This is a genomic window from Legionella sp. PATHC032, from assembly GCF_026191185.1.
GTDB lineage: Bacteria > Pseudomonadota > Gammaproteobacteria > Legionellales > Legionellaceae > Legionella.
Window position 1 is genome coordinate 3,204,703 of the sequence record NZ_JAPHOV010000001.1, and the last position, 15,489, is coordinate 3,220,191.

Sequence of the window (15,489 nt, forward strand, 5' to 3'; positions counted from 1 at the left end):
CTAAGGGATGGCGACTAAACGTAATAAAGAATCTATAAAGTCATCACTGCTTATGCCCTCTGCTTCTGCTTCAAAACTTAGCAAAATCCTATGGCGCAATACATCATGAGCGATAACATGTATGTCATCGGGAGTCACATAATCTCTACCTGCAAGCCAGGCATGAGCCTTGGAACAACGATCCAGTGCGATAGTAGCGCGTGGGCTTGCTCCAAAGCGTAACCAGCGTCCCAATTCATCACTGTATACACCAGGATTGCGAGTAGCAACTACCAACTGTACCAGATAATTTTCAAGTGCTTCACTGGTATGTACCTTCAATACTTGTTTTCGAGCTTCAAATAAAGTTTTTTGGGATAATTTCGTCACTTTGATTTCATTTTCTGTTGAATTACCCAGTGCTTCTTTACGTGCCAAAGTTAAAATATCATGTTCTACTTTTGCATCAGGGTAGCTAATTTTCACATACATTAAAAATCGGTCCAATTGGGCTTCAGGTAAAGGATAAGTTCCTTCTTGTTCTATAGGATTTTGAGTTGCCATGACCAGAAATAATTCCGGTAGAGGATAAGTTTTTCCTCCAATAGTGACTTGCCTTTCTGCCATTGCCTCAAGCAGGGCTGACTGTACTTTGGCAGGAGCGCGGTTAATCTCATCTGCAAGGATAAGATGATGGAATATAGGACCTGGCTGAAAGACAAAGGAACCATTTTGCGGATGGTAGACGTCTGTACCAGTTAAATCACCCGGTAACAGATCGGGTGTGAATTGAATACGATGAAAATCACCTTCAACTACGTCTGACAATTCTTTAACGGCTCTGGTTTTTGCTAAACCTGGGGCGCCTTCAACTAACAAGTGACCATCTGCAAGCAAAGCGATCAACAGACGAGAGATCAAATCCTTTTGACCCAAAATACGCGAATTAAGGTGACGACTTAACTGTAGTACTTTTTGTTGCACATTATCTGCGACTTTATCGTCTAGTTGCTCCATGACAATTACCCTTTTAAAAAAATAATATCCTAACTTGAATCCATTGGGATGCCAAGTAGAATGAGTCTATTTTGTATAAAAATAAATCATTTTGATGTTTGATTAGAGCATCTTGGGTCATACACAACATAAGTAAACTCAAGCCCAGGGACTTAACAGGGTGCTAATTCAATCGCTCACTCCAGATAATCACTTTGCAATTCCAGAGGCATCATCGACTGTACTCTCTCATACAATGAAATAATTTCCTCACAAAATACATGCAATTGTTGCTGATTTTCCCAAAGGTCATAATCTACGCCTTTATTAAACACTTGCTGTCTTGATAAAGTTTTTAAAAGAAAAATATCATTGCTGGATAAACCAAGATGACTATTCAACTCAACCAATTCCATTAGATTTTTATATTCTTTTATTGGTCTGTGATCATGCAAACAATAAGCTTTGAAGGTTAGCTGAAAAGCAAGGTACATTAGTGAAGTGATTGGAGACAAAACTTCGATGGTTTCTCCACCTCGATACATTCCATTGGAAATTTGTTGCAACATATAATCTGCGGTATAGGCATGTTGCGTAGCAATATTAAGTAGCTCCAAAGGTGATAAATACCTCCTGTCCATGTGGAAGCCTCTCCCTTTTTTCTGGTTCTTCATGGTAAATCATGTTAAAATAAAAAGCGATTATAGCCTTTAATTTCATTGATGCACACTTTTATTAACAGCCCCTTGCAAATCGGCTCTTTAAAAATCCCTCATCGACTGATTCAAGGACCTTTGGCAGGATACAGTTGTGCCCCTTTCAGAGAATTGTTTAATATTTACACACCTCCTGCTTATTGCGTTTCTGAAATGAGTTCTGCCATCGACATTCTTCATAAACACTCCTCTCAATCCCGGTATATTTATAGAGCCCCCACAGAAAAACACCTGGCTTACCAAATCTCCGGAAATGAGCCACATGTACTTGCAGAAGCAGCAGCTAAACTACAATCACTGGGTGCTGATATAATTGACATTAATTGCGGCTGTCCTAAAAGCAAAATTCGTAAAAAAGGGGCTGGTAGCGCTTTATTGGAAGATCCACAAAAATTGATTGCCATTATCTCTAAGGTACGCGCAGCAATCAGTATTCCGCTGACTATTAAAATACGCATTCAAAACAATGAAAAGGATTTAACCTTGGCCAAACAAATAGAGGACGCCGGAGCTAATGCCCTGATAGTACATGGCAGACGATGGACAGAAGATTATGATATTCCATGCAATTGGCATCAAATTGCAAATATCAAGAATGCTATCAATATACCAGTCGTTGTGAATGGTGATATTAACAATATATTCAGCTTAAGAAGTGCCATGGAAATCAGCGCATGCGATGGTTTTATGATTTCTCGAGCAGGCACAGGCAAACCTTGGCTTTATCGGGATTTATTGAATCTGGAAACAAATGATGTAATTTTTGATGAGAAATTAAAACTGTTTATGCTCCACCTCGAAGGATTGTCATGCCTTGAAAACGAGCATAAAGCAGTACTGCAAAGTAAATCCCTGGTTCGCTATTACTTCAAAAAGCAACTGAATGAACAACAACTGCAACAGTTCTATCAATTAGATTCATTAATGGAAATTAAGGACTTTTTAGCCGAGGCAGCTCATAGGCTTTCACCATATTAGTTGCAGTCTGCTATGGGGACTGTTCTATATTATTAGGGTAAGCATTACGTTCCGCTATTTAGCTCAGGTCACGCTGAATTTCTCGCGCCTCCATTCTGGCCTTGGTAATATCTGACTTAAAAACACAAGAAATATCTTCTGCAAATTTCATATTATTCATTGAGACTGAAAGCTCTTGTTTAGCCCCCTTGTAATTCTCATAAACAATTCTAATTTTTGCAGAGAATATTTTATTTGCAGCTAACGCCAGTTTATGCCGACATATCCCCTTGTACTGGCGGGATTCCAATTCCTTTAATTCCTCATGAAGAATCTGACATCTTTGCACTAACTGCTCTTTATCAAAAGAATTGGAGTTAACATTTAAAGAGAATAAGAATAAAAAAAATGAGCCAGATAATAAAATCCATTTTGACATAATAGTAATCCCTGTACTGTAAATTGATTGTTTCCCATGAAATCTATTATACAATTCTAGCTTGTCAAACTTCTACCTCCATCTACTTTCAATGTTTGACCTGTGATAAATGAGTTTTCAGCCAGAGTAAGGACGGCTTGCGCAATAAAATCGGGGCTGCCATGTCTTTTTAGTGGTGTTTTCTCGATAATTTTTTGTTGTTCTTCTGCAGTTAAACTATTTTCATTCTCAGGCCAGGCAATGGCGCCGGGCGCGACTGCATTGACCCTTATTTCTGGCGCCAATTCACGAGCAAGCGATCTCGTTTGCATCTCCAATGCGGCTTTAGTTTGACAATATACCGAATATCCTTTAAGTGGTTTATCTGCATGAATATCAGTTATGTTAATAATGGAACCTTTACATCGAGCCAGTAAAGGACGAGCCGCCATACTCAGTAGAAAGGGAGCATGGACATTCACTGCAAAAAGATATTGCCAGTCTGCCTCATTCAAAAAATGACAATCCGTTCGTTTAAAAACAGAAGCATTATTGACTAACAAATCCAAACGACCTGCCCAATGTTTCACTTTGACTATGATCTCTTCTGCTGCATCAGGTTCAGTTAATTCTTTTTGCAAGACAATCACGCTATTCATGCGCACTTGATTCAAATGTTTGGCCAGAGTATCTGCCTCATGCAAAGCAGAACGACAATGGATGGCTACCTGATATCCAGAGAGATGCAATTTTTTAACAATTGCCGCGCCAATACGTTTAGCGCCTCCAGTCACCAAAGCAACCCTGGCTTCTTGCGTGTTTTTCTGATTCAAGGTATGTTCCTCATTTGGTAACAGGCTTTTTTCGAAACCTCACTGCAAAAAGTAATCAGACAGGATGCTCGAATCCTCATGTATTATTGTGTACACTTCAGTTTTTTCTTTGTTTCTCCTCGCACTTTCGTGTTCACAGCGAGTTTTAAAAGAAGTCTAACGATAGTTTAAGTGATTATGAATTTAAAACAAACTCTAATAAACCAGTTAAAGTTGCAAAAAGAAATCCCTTTTATAGAATTTATGCAGCAAGCACTCTATGCCCCCTATGAAGGCTATTACACTTCGGGATTGCAAAAATTAGGAAAACACGGTGATTTTATTACTGCTCCTGAACTAACCTCCTTGTATGGCAAAACGTTAGCAAACCAATGCCAGCAAATCCTTCCCTTGCTGGAGTCCCCCGTACTATTCGAGTTTGGCGCTGGAACTGGGAAACTCTGTATTGATATATTAACGCATTTGGAACAATTACAGTGCTTACCTGAATCGTATTTTATTCTGGAAGTAAGTGCCAACTTACGCCATCGCCAACAAGAATTGATTGAGCAAAAAATTCCGCAATTGGCCGGCTTGATTCACTGGCTGGACAAATGGCCAGAAGCTCCTTTTAATGGAGTAATAATAGCCAATGAAGTACTGGATGCCATGCCAGTTTATCGTTTTATGCAATCTGAAACAGAAATCCTGGAAAGCTATGTCACTCTGGATGAGCACGATCAATTTGCAGAAATTTTCAAACCGGTACAAAATCAACGATTATTGGCCTATATCAAAAATCATTTACCAACACTCGATTATCCTTACCTTACAGAGGCTAATTTGTTTCTTGATGATTGGTTGTTGAATTGCAGTCATATGCTGAAAAAGGGGGCTCTGTTTATTATTGATTATGGCTTCCCTCGCCATGAATACTATCACCCTGATCGTAATCAAGGCACATTAATGTGTCATTACCAACATTATGCACATCCCAATCCTTTACTTAACCCTGGAGAACAGGATATCACTGCACATGTTGATTTTACTCATGTCGCTGAGGCGGGTCAGCAGGCAGGGTTTCATATTGCGGGGTATACTAATCAAGCCTCTTTTTTGCTGGCGAACGGTTTGCTAAGCTTAATCCATACTCTTGATGATGAACAGGAACTGTTTGCAGCAAAACAGGCAATTAAACAATTAACTCAACCGAGTGAAATGGGAGAGCTATTCAAAGTCATTGCGTTAACCAAAGATCTGGAAATTGATTTAAATGGTTTTCTGATAAATGATAAGCGAGTGAATTTATAATGATGAAAAAATACCTGACTACTGTGGAGTTACAGAAAGAATCCATGAAGTTTTCTGCCGGGCATACCACCATCTTTTCGGCAACAGAAAGAGAACCTTTGCATGGTCATATGTATTCTGTTTATTTGGCTCTTACTACCTGGGTAGAAGAAAATGGTATGACCTTTGACTACCGTTATTACAAAGAGCGGATTCATAAATTATGCCGCTACTTAAATCAAACCTTTCTTATGCCGCAATTTTCACCTTTTTTAGAATACTCGGAAGATGCAGAATATTATTATTTCATCTTCAATAAGAAAAAAATCCCGTTTCTTAAAGAAGATGTCACCTTATTGCCCTTAACTAATATTACTGTCGAAGAGTTATCACGCTGGTTTGTTAATGAACTGATTAAAGAAAAAGAGGAATTGGATAAACATCGTATTGAAAAAGTAGTAGTCAAAGTTTTTTCTGCACCCGGCCAGTCAGCGAGTCATGAATGGCTTAGAAGTTAAATGAACGATATTTATCAGGTTTGCATCCCCCATACCAATCGAGATTGTTTTGACTACGAAGCCCTGGATTTAACTCCCTGCATTGGTGGAAGGGTATGGGTACCTTTTCGTAATCAAACTCGAGTGGGCATTGTAATAAAGAAAGTCTGCTGTCAACAAATGAGCCATTCATTAAAGCAAATCACTTCAATAATCGATGAAAAACCTCTGGTTTCCGAAGATCTTTTAGAGCTTTGTCTATGGGTAGGAAATTATTATCAGTCCCCATTGTCTGAAGTGATTCCTTTGGTAATACCAAAAAAATATCGTCTGGGTTTACCTTGCTCACTACCTACAGAAGATTTTTATCAATTGAATCTCTCTGTTGAAAAGGCAAAAACATTAATCTCGAAAAAAGCAAAAAAACAACATGAATTGATTGATTTTTTAAGCAGGCAGCAGAAAGGGATTTCCAAACAAACCCTAAAACAACATGGCTACAAGGAAGCTCAAATTGCAGCATTACTTGCTTGCCAAGCCATTAACCTGTCACAGCAAGTGACCTTGCCAACGAAAATTCCTGAAAAACTCAGTCCGCCATTAACACTCAACCCTGAACAAGCCATTGCCGTTGCTTCCATTTTAGAACATATCCATCATTACCAATGCTTCTTACTGCAAGGTGTTACCGGAAGTGGTAAAACAGAGGTTTATTTGCATGTCATTGCCAAAATATTGGATCAGGGTAAACAGGTATTGGTGTTGGTACCAGAAATCGGGTTAACTCCACAGCTTTTATCGCGTTTTACAGCCCGATTTAATCAGCCAATAACCGTATTACATTCCAATTTGAATGAATCAGAAAGGCAAATTGCCTGGCAGTTGGCAAAAGAAGACAAAGTTAAAATGGTGATTGGAACTCGTTCGGCCGTTTTTACCCCTCTGCCCAATCTCGGTTTAATTATCATCGATGAAGAGCATGACAGTTCGCTCAAACAGATGGAAGGAGTTCGCTATTCTGCGCGAGACACTGCTTTAATGCGCGCTCATCTTGCTAATATTCCTATCATTCTTGGTACAGCCACTCCCAGTCTGGAAACCATTTATAACTGCAAACAAAAAAAATATAATTTATTACGCTTAACGCATAAAGCCGCCTCCACTACACCATTACATTATCAACTGGTTGATTTGCGCTCGCAAATGGTACAGCATGGATTAGCTCTCCCAACACTTAAAATCATAGAAAATCATTTGCTGCAACAAAACCAGGTACTTGTTTTCATAAACCGACGCGGCTTTGCCCCAGTATTACTTTGCCATCAGTGTGGATGGATGGTTGATTGCAAAGCATGCGATAGTCATTTAACACTGCATAAACAGGCAGGACAAATGATTTGTCATCATTGTGGATTAACCCAAAGAATACCCGTATTTTGTAATAACTGCCAAAGCAACGAATTAATCCCAGTAGGATCTGGAACCCAGAGAATTTATGAATTTTTAAGCCATCAGTTTCCAGATACGAATATTTTACGTATTGACCGAGATGAAGTTCGTAAAAAAAACGCACTAAACAGTCATCTGAACAAAATTAATAAAGGGGAAGCTCAACTGATTATAGGCACTCAAATGTTAGCCAAAGGACACCATTTTCCCCACCTATCTCTGGTGGTTGTTGTAGATGCCGATGCCGGCTTTTACAACCAGGACTTCCGAGCTATCGAACATTTGGGACAATTATTAACTCAAGTATCTGGACGAGCAGGAAGAGCAGAACATCCTGGGCAAGTATTGATTCAAACTTATTTACCTGATCATCCGCTGCTTAATCTACTCATTCAGCATGGGTACGATGAATTTGCTAACGCTTTATTAATTTCAAGGCAAGAGGCTGAAATGCCTCCTTTTCAATTTTTGGCAGTCATCAGAGCTCAGGGCAAAACCGTCAACAAGGTGGCTCAATTCTTAAAAGCGACCAAAGATCAAATTCAGAAGCATACTCTCACAGTGCTAGGTCCTGCGCCAGCGCCTTTGCCGCGAAAAGCGAACCAGCATAGAATGCAACTATTAATTAAATCTCCTTCAAGAAAAGTTCTAAAAAGTTCATTGACGCAATTAAGAGAGTGGTTAACAATGAACAAATTAAGTAATGGCATCCGCTGGAATGTGGATGTTGATCCTATGGACTTATCATGAATGAACTAAACAAAATGATACATAAGAAAACTTTTGATATCGCTTGGGGCGATATGGACGCATTAGGACATGTTAACAATGCTCGTTATTTTGACTATTTTCAGGAAGCACGGATTGATTGGCTCAGGGAGCTTGACATCAAAATGACAGGCCAAACAGGTCCTGTTGTCATTCATGTCGCTTGTACCTTTCTGAAACCAATAGTTTATCCTGCTACTGTAGCCATACACAGCAAGGTACATAGTCTTGGCAATTCCAGCATGATTATGGATCATGATTTGTATCAGGAAGAGGTTCTTATGGCTCAAGGAGTGAGTAAAATAGTCTGGGTTGATTATACCCAAAACAAATCAGTGCCTTTGCCCGATATTATTAGGAATTTAGTGTAGAGCCTATTCGGACAATCGCTCCCTTACGGTCGCGGCTCGGTTTTAGTTATAATCTGAGCCGCGACCGTAAGGAAGCGGACGATAAATTAATAGGCGCAGAGAATATCTTCAGCCCAATCAACGCTCATCACACACTGTAAAATAACCATGTCGATAAGGATTGGATCGCCCTCTGAATTCGTACTCACGGCAACGTTGGCCGCGATCATCAACATAACGCTCTTTCAAACGAAAAGCATAATCTCCAAAATTCATATCCTGTTGCCATTCCTGAGCATCTCTCTGTTTTTGCTCAGCATCCATTTTATTCAGAAATTTACTCAATTTACTGGCAAAGCCTGTGCTACAAACAAGAGTCAGCAATACAAACACCATAATTTTTTTCACAGCACTGGGCCTCCAATAAACATTTGAGGCAATATTAAACCATAAGTGACAATAAAAATCCAATGCTGATAATAATTAAACGGCGATAGGTGCTTTAATCGCAGGATGTGATTGATAATTCACAAATTCAAAATCCTCATAAGCATAATCAAATAAAGAAACCGGTTTTCTCTTGATTGCTAAGGAGGGTAATGGCAAAGGTTCTCTTGTTAATTGAGTTTGCGCTTGCTCCAAATGATTAAGATACAAGTGGCAATCTCCCCCGGTCCAGATAAATTCAGCCACATCCAAATTACATTGCTGAGCAACCATGTGGGTAAGCAAAGAATAAGAAGCAATATTGAAAGGAACTCCTAAAAATACATCGGCTGAGCGTTGGTACAATTGGCAAGATAACTTGTTATTGGCAACATAAAATTGAAACAAGGCATGACAAGGCATTAAAGCCATTTTATCCAATTCCCCCACATTCCAGGCACTTACAATCAAGCGACGAGAATCAGGATTACTCTTGATTTGTTGCACTATTTCACTTAATTGATCAATAGTGCGTCCATCCGCAGTTGGCCAACTTCTCCATTGCTTTCCATACACTGGCCCCAAATCACCATTATTATCTGCCCATTCATCCCAAATGGTTACCCCGTTTTCCTTAAGATAAGAGATATTGGTATCACCACGCAAAAACCACAGTAATTCATGGACAATACTTCTCGTATGCAGTTTTTTAGTAGTGACGAGCGGGAATCCCTTGGCCAAATCAAAACGCATTTGATACCCGAATACAGATAATGTTCCAGTTCCGGTTCTATCCGATTTTTCTATCCCATGTTGTAAAATATGTTCCAACAATTGCAAATATGTTTTCATCGCTTAGCCCACCATAACCAAATTCCAATTAATAACATCGGGATGGATAAAACCTGCCCCATTGTCAGCCAGCCAAATGCCACAAAACCTAATTGCGAATCAGGTTGTCTAAAGCTTTCGGCAATTAACCTGCAAATGGCATATCCCATTAAAAATAAAGCGCTCACTCGTCCTTGTTGTCTTGGCTTTGACGCATAACACCAAATCAAAATAAATAAAGCGACTCCTTCCAAACCAAATTCATACAATTGAGAAGGGTGTCTTGGCTGATCATCCACATGAGGATATCTCATACCCCATGGAACATCAGTGACACGCCCCCATAATTCCCCATTAATGAAATTCCCCAGGCGACCTGCCGCTAATCCTAAAGGGACTAAAGGCGCAACAAAGTCTCCAACCTCCAAAAAAGTTTTTTTGTATTTACGGCAAAACAGCCATACAGCAATCACTACTCCAAGCAAACCGCCGTGGAAAGACATTCCGCCTTCCCATATTTTAAATAATAGCCAGGGCTGGTGTATAAACTCCTGAAAGTCATAAAACAGCATGTAACCTACCCGCCCCCCAAGAATAACACCAAGTGCACTATAAAAGATCAAATCACTTAACTGATCGTTATTCCAGTTCAATTTATAATGTTTGATACGCCAATAACCCAACAACCAGGCACCAACAAACCCGATTAAATACATCAAACCATACCAATGAACTTTTAATGGCCCTAAAGAAAAAGCAATTGGATTAATATTTGGATAAGTGAGCATGGTTATTCAAATTCCTTTCACAAAAACATATGAATTGCAGTGATAATTAAAATCACAATAAATCCATATCTTAAATAATTTACGGGTAAAAGATAATTTAATTTCGCCCCAAATGGCGCAATCAAACTACTCGGAATTGCTACTCCTAAAACTGCTGGCCAATAAATATAGCCTGTAGAATACGAGATTTTTGTCATTTCTAATGTGCCAGTAATCATAAACATAACTGTACCCACTATGCCAACTGCAAAAGTACCCAAATTGGATACTGCGGCAATTTTTCTGACTGGCACTCCACAATAGGTCAGATAAGGAACGATGATTACACCTCCCCCAACACCTAATAAACCGGATATCGAACCTATAGAACTGCTGACTAAAGTATTGAGCCAATATCCCGGAAATTTATCAGTATGACTCACTCGGACATCAAGAAGCATTTTCATTGCAACACCAAGCAAAAACAGTCCAAATAGTATTTTCAATAAATGGGTTGGAATCACAGAGGCCATTATGGAGCCTAAAATAGTGCCAAGCACCAAACCAGGCCATAACTTCTTAAACAGAGGTAAGAGTATATCATCCATTTTATTATGTGCTTTTAAGGATGCATAAGAAGTAAAAATCATCACCGCCAGCGAACAACCTGCAGCGACATGCATAAGGACATCTTCTGGAATCACCTGCGAGTGTTGAAAAATATAGACTAGTCCTGGTACTACGATAAGCCCGCCACCAATTCCTAGAGTGCCTGCCATTATTCCTGCAAAAGCGCCAATAATGATGTAAATCACTCCATTAATTAGCAACTCGCCTGATATCATGACTTTCCTGCTCTGATTAATCCCCCTAATCCTTCCTCTTCCAAAGCTTTTTGCAAATGAAATCGTATTTCAGCAGGATGTTCAAACTCCAAAACTTCTGCCAGAATTTTACGGGCATTAGCAATGGCAAAATTACGAATAACCCACTTCACCCTGGGTAAACTGGCGGAATTCATGCTTAACGTGTCAAAACCCATAGCAATTAACAAGATCACCGCTAAAGGATCGCTAGCCATTTCACCACAAATACTCACCTCAACGCCAGCCGCATGCCCTCCTTCCACTATTTTTAGCAATGTACGCAACATGGCTGGATGCAAGGGATCATAAAGCGCGGCAACTCGGGCGTTATTTCTATCCACAGCCAATAAGTATTGAGTGAGATCGTTACTACCCACCGAAATAAAATCTACTCGTTTCGCCATTTCTCTTGCCAGATAAGCAGCAGCAGGCACTTCAATCATCACACCAATTTTAGGTTTTACTATTTTGCACCCCTCTTCCACCAGCTCTTCAAATGCCTGCTCAATCAAATAAACGGCTTCTTCTACTTCGCTAAGTGTTGTGACCATAGGCAACATGATACGTAAATTATCCAGTTCCTCACTGGCACGCATCATGGCACGGACCTGAATCAGAAAAACATCAGGATGATCAAGAGTTATTCTTATTCCACGCCATCCCAAATAGGGATTTTCCTCTTCAACTGGGAAATAAGGCAAAATTTTGTCGCCACCAATATCCAGGGTGCGCATAGTCACCAAACGTGGAGCAAAGGCCTTGAGAGTCTGTCTGTAAATAATGGTCTGCTCATCTTCTGAAGGGAATCGATCCCGACTCATAAATGGCACTTCGGAACGATACAAACCAACACCTTCTGCGCCAACACTCATTGACAAACCAGCATCCATTGCCAAGCCGGTATTGACTTGCAAGGACACTCTGTAGCTGTCAGTAGTTTCAGCTGGTTTATCACGCAAGCTTACCAGGCTTTGGTTTAATTCCTGTTCTTCTTGAGCTAATTGCTTAAATTCCGCTAATAGTGATTTGGAAGGTGAAATATAAACATGTCCATAATAGCCATCAACAATTAAAGCCCGGCGCGATACCAGTTCTACTTTTAATCCTCTCAACCCCATCACAGTAGGTACACCGAGAGCTCTTGCCAAGATAGCAACATGGGAGTTATTGGAGCCTTTAGCTGAAACAACACCAGCCAATTGGCCTTCTGGAACTTCTGCCAAAGCGGCAGCAGTAATTTCTTCGCCGATTAAAATGGTTCTCTTCGGATAAACGATTTCTTCTCTTTGGGTCCGTTGTAATTCCGCCAAAACTCTTCTGCCCAAGTCACGGAAATCACTGGCTCGTTCACGCAGATAATCATCACCCATGCTTTCAAATTGCTGCACATGTTTCTTAATAACCGTAGCCAGGGCAGCTTGAGCGCTAATTTGCTCTTCACGAATCACATGCTCGACTTCAGCACCCAAGCTATCTCTCTCCAAAATTCTTAAATACACATCGAATAAAGCATGCTCTTCCTCAGCAACAGTTTCTTTCATGCGTTTACTTAAACGCCTGATATCATCTCTTGTCGTTTCCAATGCTTCATAAAACGCATTGATTTCATCTTCCAATTCCTCAACTGGATTACGAGGGACCGCATCAATATCGGCAGGTGGGTACACAACTACAGCCGTACCAATTCCTATACCAGGAACACTGCCTATTCCAGTAAGAGCAGTGTAAGCCGCGTCTACCTTGTCGACTCCTATACCCTTTTTAGGTTGTGTTAACTCGGCCAGTTCACCTGTTGCCTCTGCATGAGCAATAATTCCGCCTAATTGAGCCGCCAAGGTAATAAGAAATGATTCTTCAGCATCATCAAAATAACGTTGTTCAAGCTGTTGAACAACTAAAACACCATATAATTTTCTATGCTGAATAATAGGGACGCCTAAAAAAGCGTTCAGGTGATCTTCGCCAATTAATGGATTATGGTAAAAATCCGGATGAGAAGGGGCATTTTCTATATTGATAGGTTCTTCTCTTCGTCCTATCAACCCGATAAGACCGCAATCAAGAGCAATTCTGACTCTAAACTCCGCTTGCTTGTTCAAACCTTCCGTGGCTATCAATACGTATTCGGCATTTTTATTATCAATAAGATAAACGGAAACAGCCTCCGCATTAATGGCTGTGTTAATACGTTGAACCAAAATGCCAAGTGCTTCTTTTAAATCACTGGCAGCGGTAACATCTTGTACTATCCGTTTAAGTATTTTAAGCATCTAAGCTCTTTGATTACCTCTTTTACGTTTTAAGCCATAAGGGGTACGGCGTTCTTTTTTTAACAAAGGTTCTAATTCTTTTAACGCTTGAATGTAGACCTGCCTCTTAAAGAAAATAACTTGTTGTTCGGGCTCATGAAAGTCTACCCACCGCCAGCTATCAAATTCGGGAGAATCACTCAAATCCAATCTCACTTTTTGCTCGCTTGTTACAAGCTTTAACAAATACCATTTTTGTTTCTGGCCAATAACCAAAGGCTCACTGCCATGACGCAAATATTGTTTGGGAAGTCGATACTTTAGCCAACGTCTGGTCGAACCCAATATTTCAACATCACCTTTATCTAATCCTACTTCTTCATGCAATTCACGATACATTGCTTGCATGGCCGTCTCGCCTGGTGCCAATCCACCTTGCGGGAATTGCCAAGCGTCATGCCCGCTTCGTCTCCCCCAAAAAACTCTATCGGAATCGTTGACGAGTATAATACCTACATTCAAGCGATATCCGGCACGATCGATAACCATGATGTCACTGCTTAGAATAAACCGTTAATAACTTGATTTTTCCACAAAGTACAAGAGCTTACAATTAAATCTGTAAATATTATTTGGACTAATTTATTCCTTGTTTTTATATTGCATTTTCTGATTCATTATAGAACAAAAATTGCTCATCATAATGACTCTCAACACCTTCGAGACTTATGGTTTTATTGTACTTAATAACATCACACATTATTCGCTTCCTAATGGTTACAGGCCTTATTGTGATAAGCCGAGCCGCGACCATTAGAGAGTACATAATAATATGGCAACATATTGATGATTTACGAAAAACCCCAAAATCAAAGCAAAAAATGTTTTTAATGAAGGAGTTTAGATAAACTAAATGACCGAATTAAAAACTTTTTTAACGAAAAGATTGGGGTTATTCGTGAGTCCTAAAATTAGTTGTTATTGGTATAGCCAAGTTTTCGCTATACTTATCGAAACAATAGCAAATCATTGATTATAAATCCGCATGAAAAAACGAGTTTTAATTATCAATACTGGTGGCACAATCAGTAGCATAAAAACATCGCATGGTTATGAGCCTTCACCAGGATTCATTCAAAAAGCGTTGGCAGGCATTCCTGCACTAAAACATCAAGACATGCCTGACTACATTATTAAAGAATATCAGCCGCTACTTGATTCCTCTAATATGACCGTCACGGAATGGAACAGGATTGCCAGAGATATTGCTCACGAATACGAACAATTTGACGGATTTGTTGTTTTACATGGCACCGATACTATGGCTTATACTGCTTCCGCTTTGTCATTTATGTTAGAGTATTTGGGAAAACCAGTCATAGTCACTGGTTCACAGATTCCTTTATCCGAGATCCGTAATGATGCGACAGATAATCTCATTACCTCCTTGTGGCTTTGTGCTCATCAGCCTATCCATGAGGTATGCATCTATTTTAATCAACATTTGTTTCGAGGCAACCGCACTCAAAAGATTAGCGCCCAACGCTTCAATGCTTTTGATTCGCCCAACTACCCACCTTTGGCATCGATTGGTATCAATATAGAATTACATCAACATCGTTTATTGCCACGTCCCAAAGCACCGTTCCATCTGCAAACTATTACTCCTCATTTTATCGCCAATTTCCGCCTGTTTCCAGGTTTTGCCTCTGACGTTCTTGAATACATTTTAAATCAACCTTTACGGGGTTTAATCCTTGAAACCTATGGGGCAGGTAATGCGCAGAACAATGATCCAAGATTTTTACATTTGCTTAAGGAGGCTTGTGGCAGGGGGGTTATTATTATTAATTGCACTCAATGCCACCAGGGAAAAGTGGAAATGAATCAATACGCAACAGGACATACTTTAAAAGAGGCGGGCTTGATTAGCGGTCATGATATGACACCTGAAGCGGCTCATTGCAAATTGCTGTACTTATTAAGCAAGAATCTGGAAATCCCTGAAATCAAAAAACTTATTGAAACCAATTTGTGTGGTGAACTGCAGGTTTAAGAACGAGGGATCTCCTTGCTCCAGCAGAAAATATCTTTTGGAGACCTCTCGCATAGATTTGA

General features: G+C 39.8%; 16 protein-coding genes. 6 read left to right on the forward strand and 10 right to left on the reverse strand.

Annotated features, from left to right (window positions below; genetic code table 11):
- Both OQJ02_RS14270 and OQJ02_RS14275 read right to left on the reverse strand, forming a co-directional pair.
- On the reverse strand, positions 1-996 hold the full coding sequence (locus OQJ02_RS14270) for an AAA family ATPase (RefSeq protein WP_265719638.1): 996 nt from the start codon (positions 994-996) through the stop codon (positions 1-3).
- 176 nt (positions 997-1,172) lie between these two features.
- Positions 1,173-1,616, reverse strand: a complete 444-nt coding sequence (locus OQJ02_RS14275; protein ID WP_265719639.1) for a hypothetical protein — start codon at positions 1,614-1,616, stop codon at positions 1,173-1,175.
- A gap of 81 nt (positions 1,617-1,697) precedes the next feature.
- On the opposite strand from OQJ02_RS14275, the gene OQJ02_RS14280 reads away from it, so the two are divergent.
- Complete coding sequence (locus tag OQJ02_RS14280; RefSeq protein ID WP_265719640.1) at positions 1,698-2,669, forward strand: tRNA dihydrouridine synthase; 972 nt, start codon at positions 1,698-1,700, stop codon at positions 2,667-2,669.
- A gap of 58 nt (positions 2,670-2,727) precedes the next feature.
- On the opposite strand, the gene OQJ02_RS14285 is transcribed toward OQJ02_RS14280, so the two are convergent.
- Entirely contained in the window at positions 2,728-3,087 is a 360-nt protein-coding gene (locus tag OQJ02_RS14285; protein ID WP_265719641.1) for a hypothetical protein, read from the reverse strand.
- A 56-nt stretch (positions 3,088-3,143) separates the two neighbouring features.
- Positions 3,144-3,899: a pteridine reductase gene (locus tag OQJ02_RS14290; protein WP_265719642.1), complete on the reverse strand. Its 756-nt coding sequence runs from the start codon at positions 3,897-3,899 to the stop codon at positions 3,144-3,146.
- Between the two features lie 177 nt (positions 3,900-4,076).
- On the opposite strand from OQJ02_RS14290, the gene OQJ02_RS14295 reads away from it, so the two are divergent.
- The 4 genes from OQJ02_RS14295 to OQJ02_RS14310 are packed head-to-tail and all read left to right on the forward strand — an operon-like array spanning position 4,077 to position 8,253.
- Positions 4,077-5,189 (forward strand): class I SAM-dependent methyltransferase, encoded by a 1,113-nt coding sequence (locus OQJ02_RS14295; protein WP_265719643.1) that lies wholly within the window; start codon positions 4,077-4,079, stop codon positions 5,187-5,189.
- A 2-nt stretch (positions 5,190-5,191) separates the two neighbouring features.
- Positions 5,192-5,686: a 6-pyruvoyl trahydropterin synthase family protein gene (locus tag OQJ02_RS14300; RefSeq protein WP_265719846.1), complete on the forward strand. Its 495-nt coding sequence runs from the start codon at positions 5,192-5,194 to the stop codon at positions 5,684-5,686.
- On the forward strand, positions 5,687-7,864 hold the full coding sequence (locus OQJ02_RS14305; RefSeq protein WP_265719644.1) for a primosomal protein N': 2,178 nt from the start codon (positions 5,687-5,689) through the stop codon (positions 7,862-7,864). It abuts the gene before it with no gap.
- Positions 7,861-8,253 carry an acyl-CoA thioesterase gene (locus OQJ02_RS14310; RefSeq protein WP_265719645.1) on the forward strand — a complete coding sequence of 131 codons (393 nt, stop codon included), beginning with the start codon at positions 7,861-7,863 and terminating at the stop codon, positions 8,251-8,253. The genes OQJ02_RS14305 and OQJ02_RS14310 overlap by 4 nt, the downstream gene beginning before the upstream one ends.
- A 117-nt stretch (positions 8,254-8,370) precedes the next feature.
- Here OQJ02_RS14310 and OQJ02_RS14315 read toward each other — a convergent pair whose 3' ends face one another.
- From OQJ02_RS14315 to OQJ02_RS14340, 6 genes are all read right to left on the reverse strand, one after another.
- On the reverse strand, positions 8,371-8,640 hold the full coding sequence (locus OQJ02_RS14315; protein ID WP_265719646.1) for a hypothetical protein: 270 nt from the start codon (positions 8,638-8,640) through the stop codon (positions 8,371-8,373).
- A gap of 75 nt (positions 8,641-8,715) precedes the next feature.
- On the reverse strand, positions 8,716-9,510 hold the full coding sequence (gene thyA / locus OQJ02_RS14320) for a thymidylate synthase (protein ID WP_265719647.1): 795 nt from the start codon (positions 9,508-9,510) through the stop codon (positions 8,716-8,718).
- Complete coding sequence (lgt, locus tag OQJ02_RS14325) at positions 9,507-10,277, reverse strand: prolipoprotein diacylglyceryl transferase (protein WP_265719648.1); 771 nt, start codon at positions 10,275-10,277, stop codon at positions 9,507-9,509. The genes thyA and lgt overlap by 4 nt, the downstream gene beginning before the upstream one ends.
- Before the next feature lie 17 nt (positions 10,278-10,294).
- Complete coding sequence (locus OQJ02_RS14330) at positions 10,295-11,101, reverse strand: sulfite exporter TauE/SafE family protein (protein ID WP_265719649.1); 807 nt, start codon at positions 11,099-11,101, stop codon at positions 10,295-10,297.
- Positions 11,098-13,392 (reverse strand): phosphoenolpyruvate--protein phosphotransferase, encoded by a 2,295-nt coding sequence (ptsP, locus tag OQJ02_RS14335; protein WP_265719650.1) that lies wholly within the window; start codon positions 13,390-13,392, stop codon positions 11,098-11,100. The genes OQJ02_RS14330 and ptsP overlap by 4 nt, the downstream gene beginning before the upstream one ends.
- The gene (locus OQJ02_RS14340; RefSeq protein WP_010948558.1) at positions 13,393-13,920 is read right to left on the reverse strand and encodes an RNA pyrophosphohydrolase; all 528 of its coding nucleotides are present in this window, start codon (positions 13,918-13,920) and stop codon (positions 13,393-13,395) included. It abuts the gene before it with no gap.
- Between the two features lie 496 nt (positions 13,921-14,416).
- Between OQJ02_RS14340 and ansA the strand changes: the two genes are divergently transcribed.
- Entirely contained in the window at positions 14,417-15,427 is a 1,011-nt protein-coding gene (gene ansA, locus OQJ02_RS14345; protein WP_265719651.1) for an asparaginase, read from the forward strand.
- Positions 15,428-15,489: the final 62 nt, after the last annotated feature.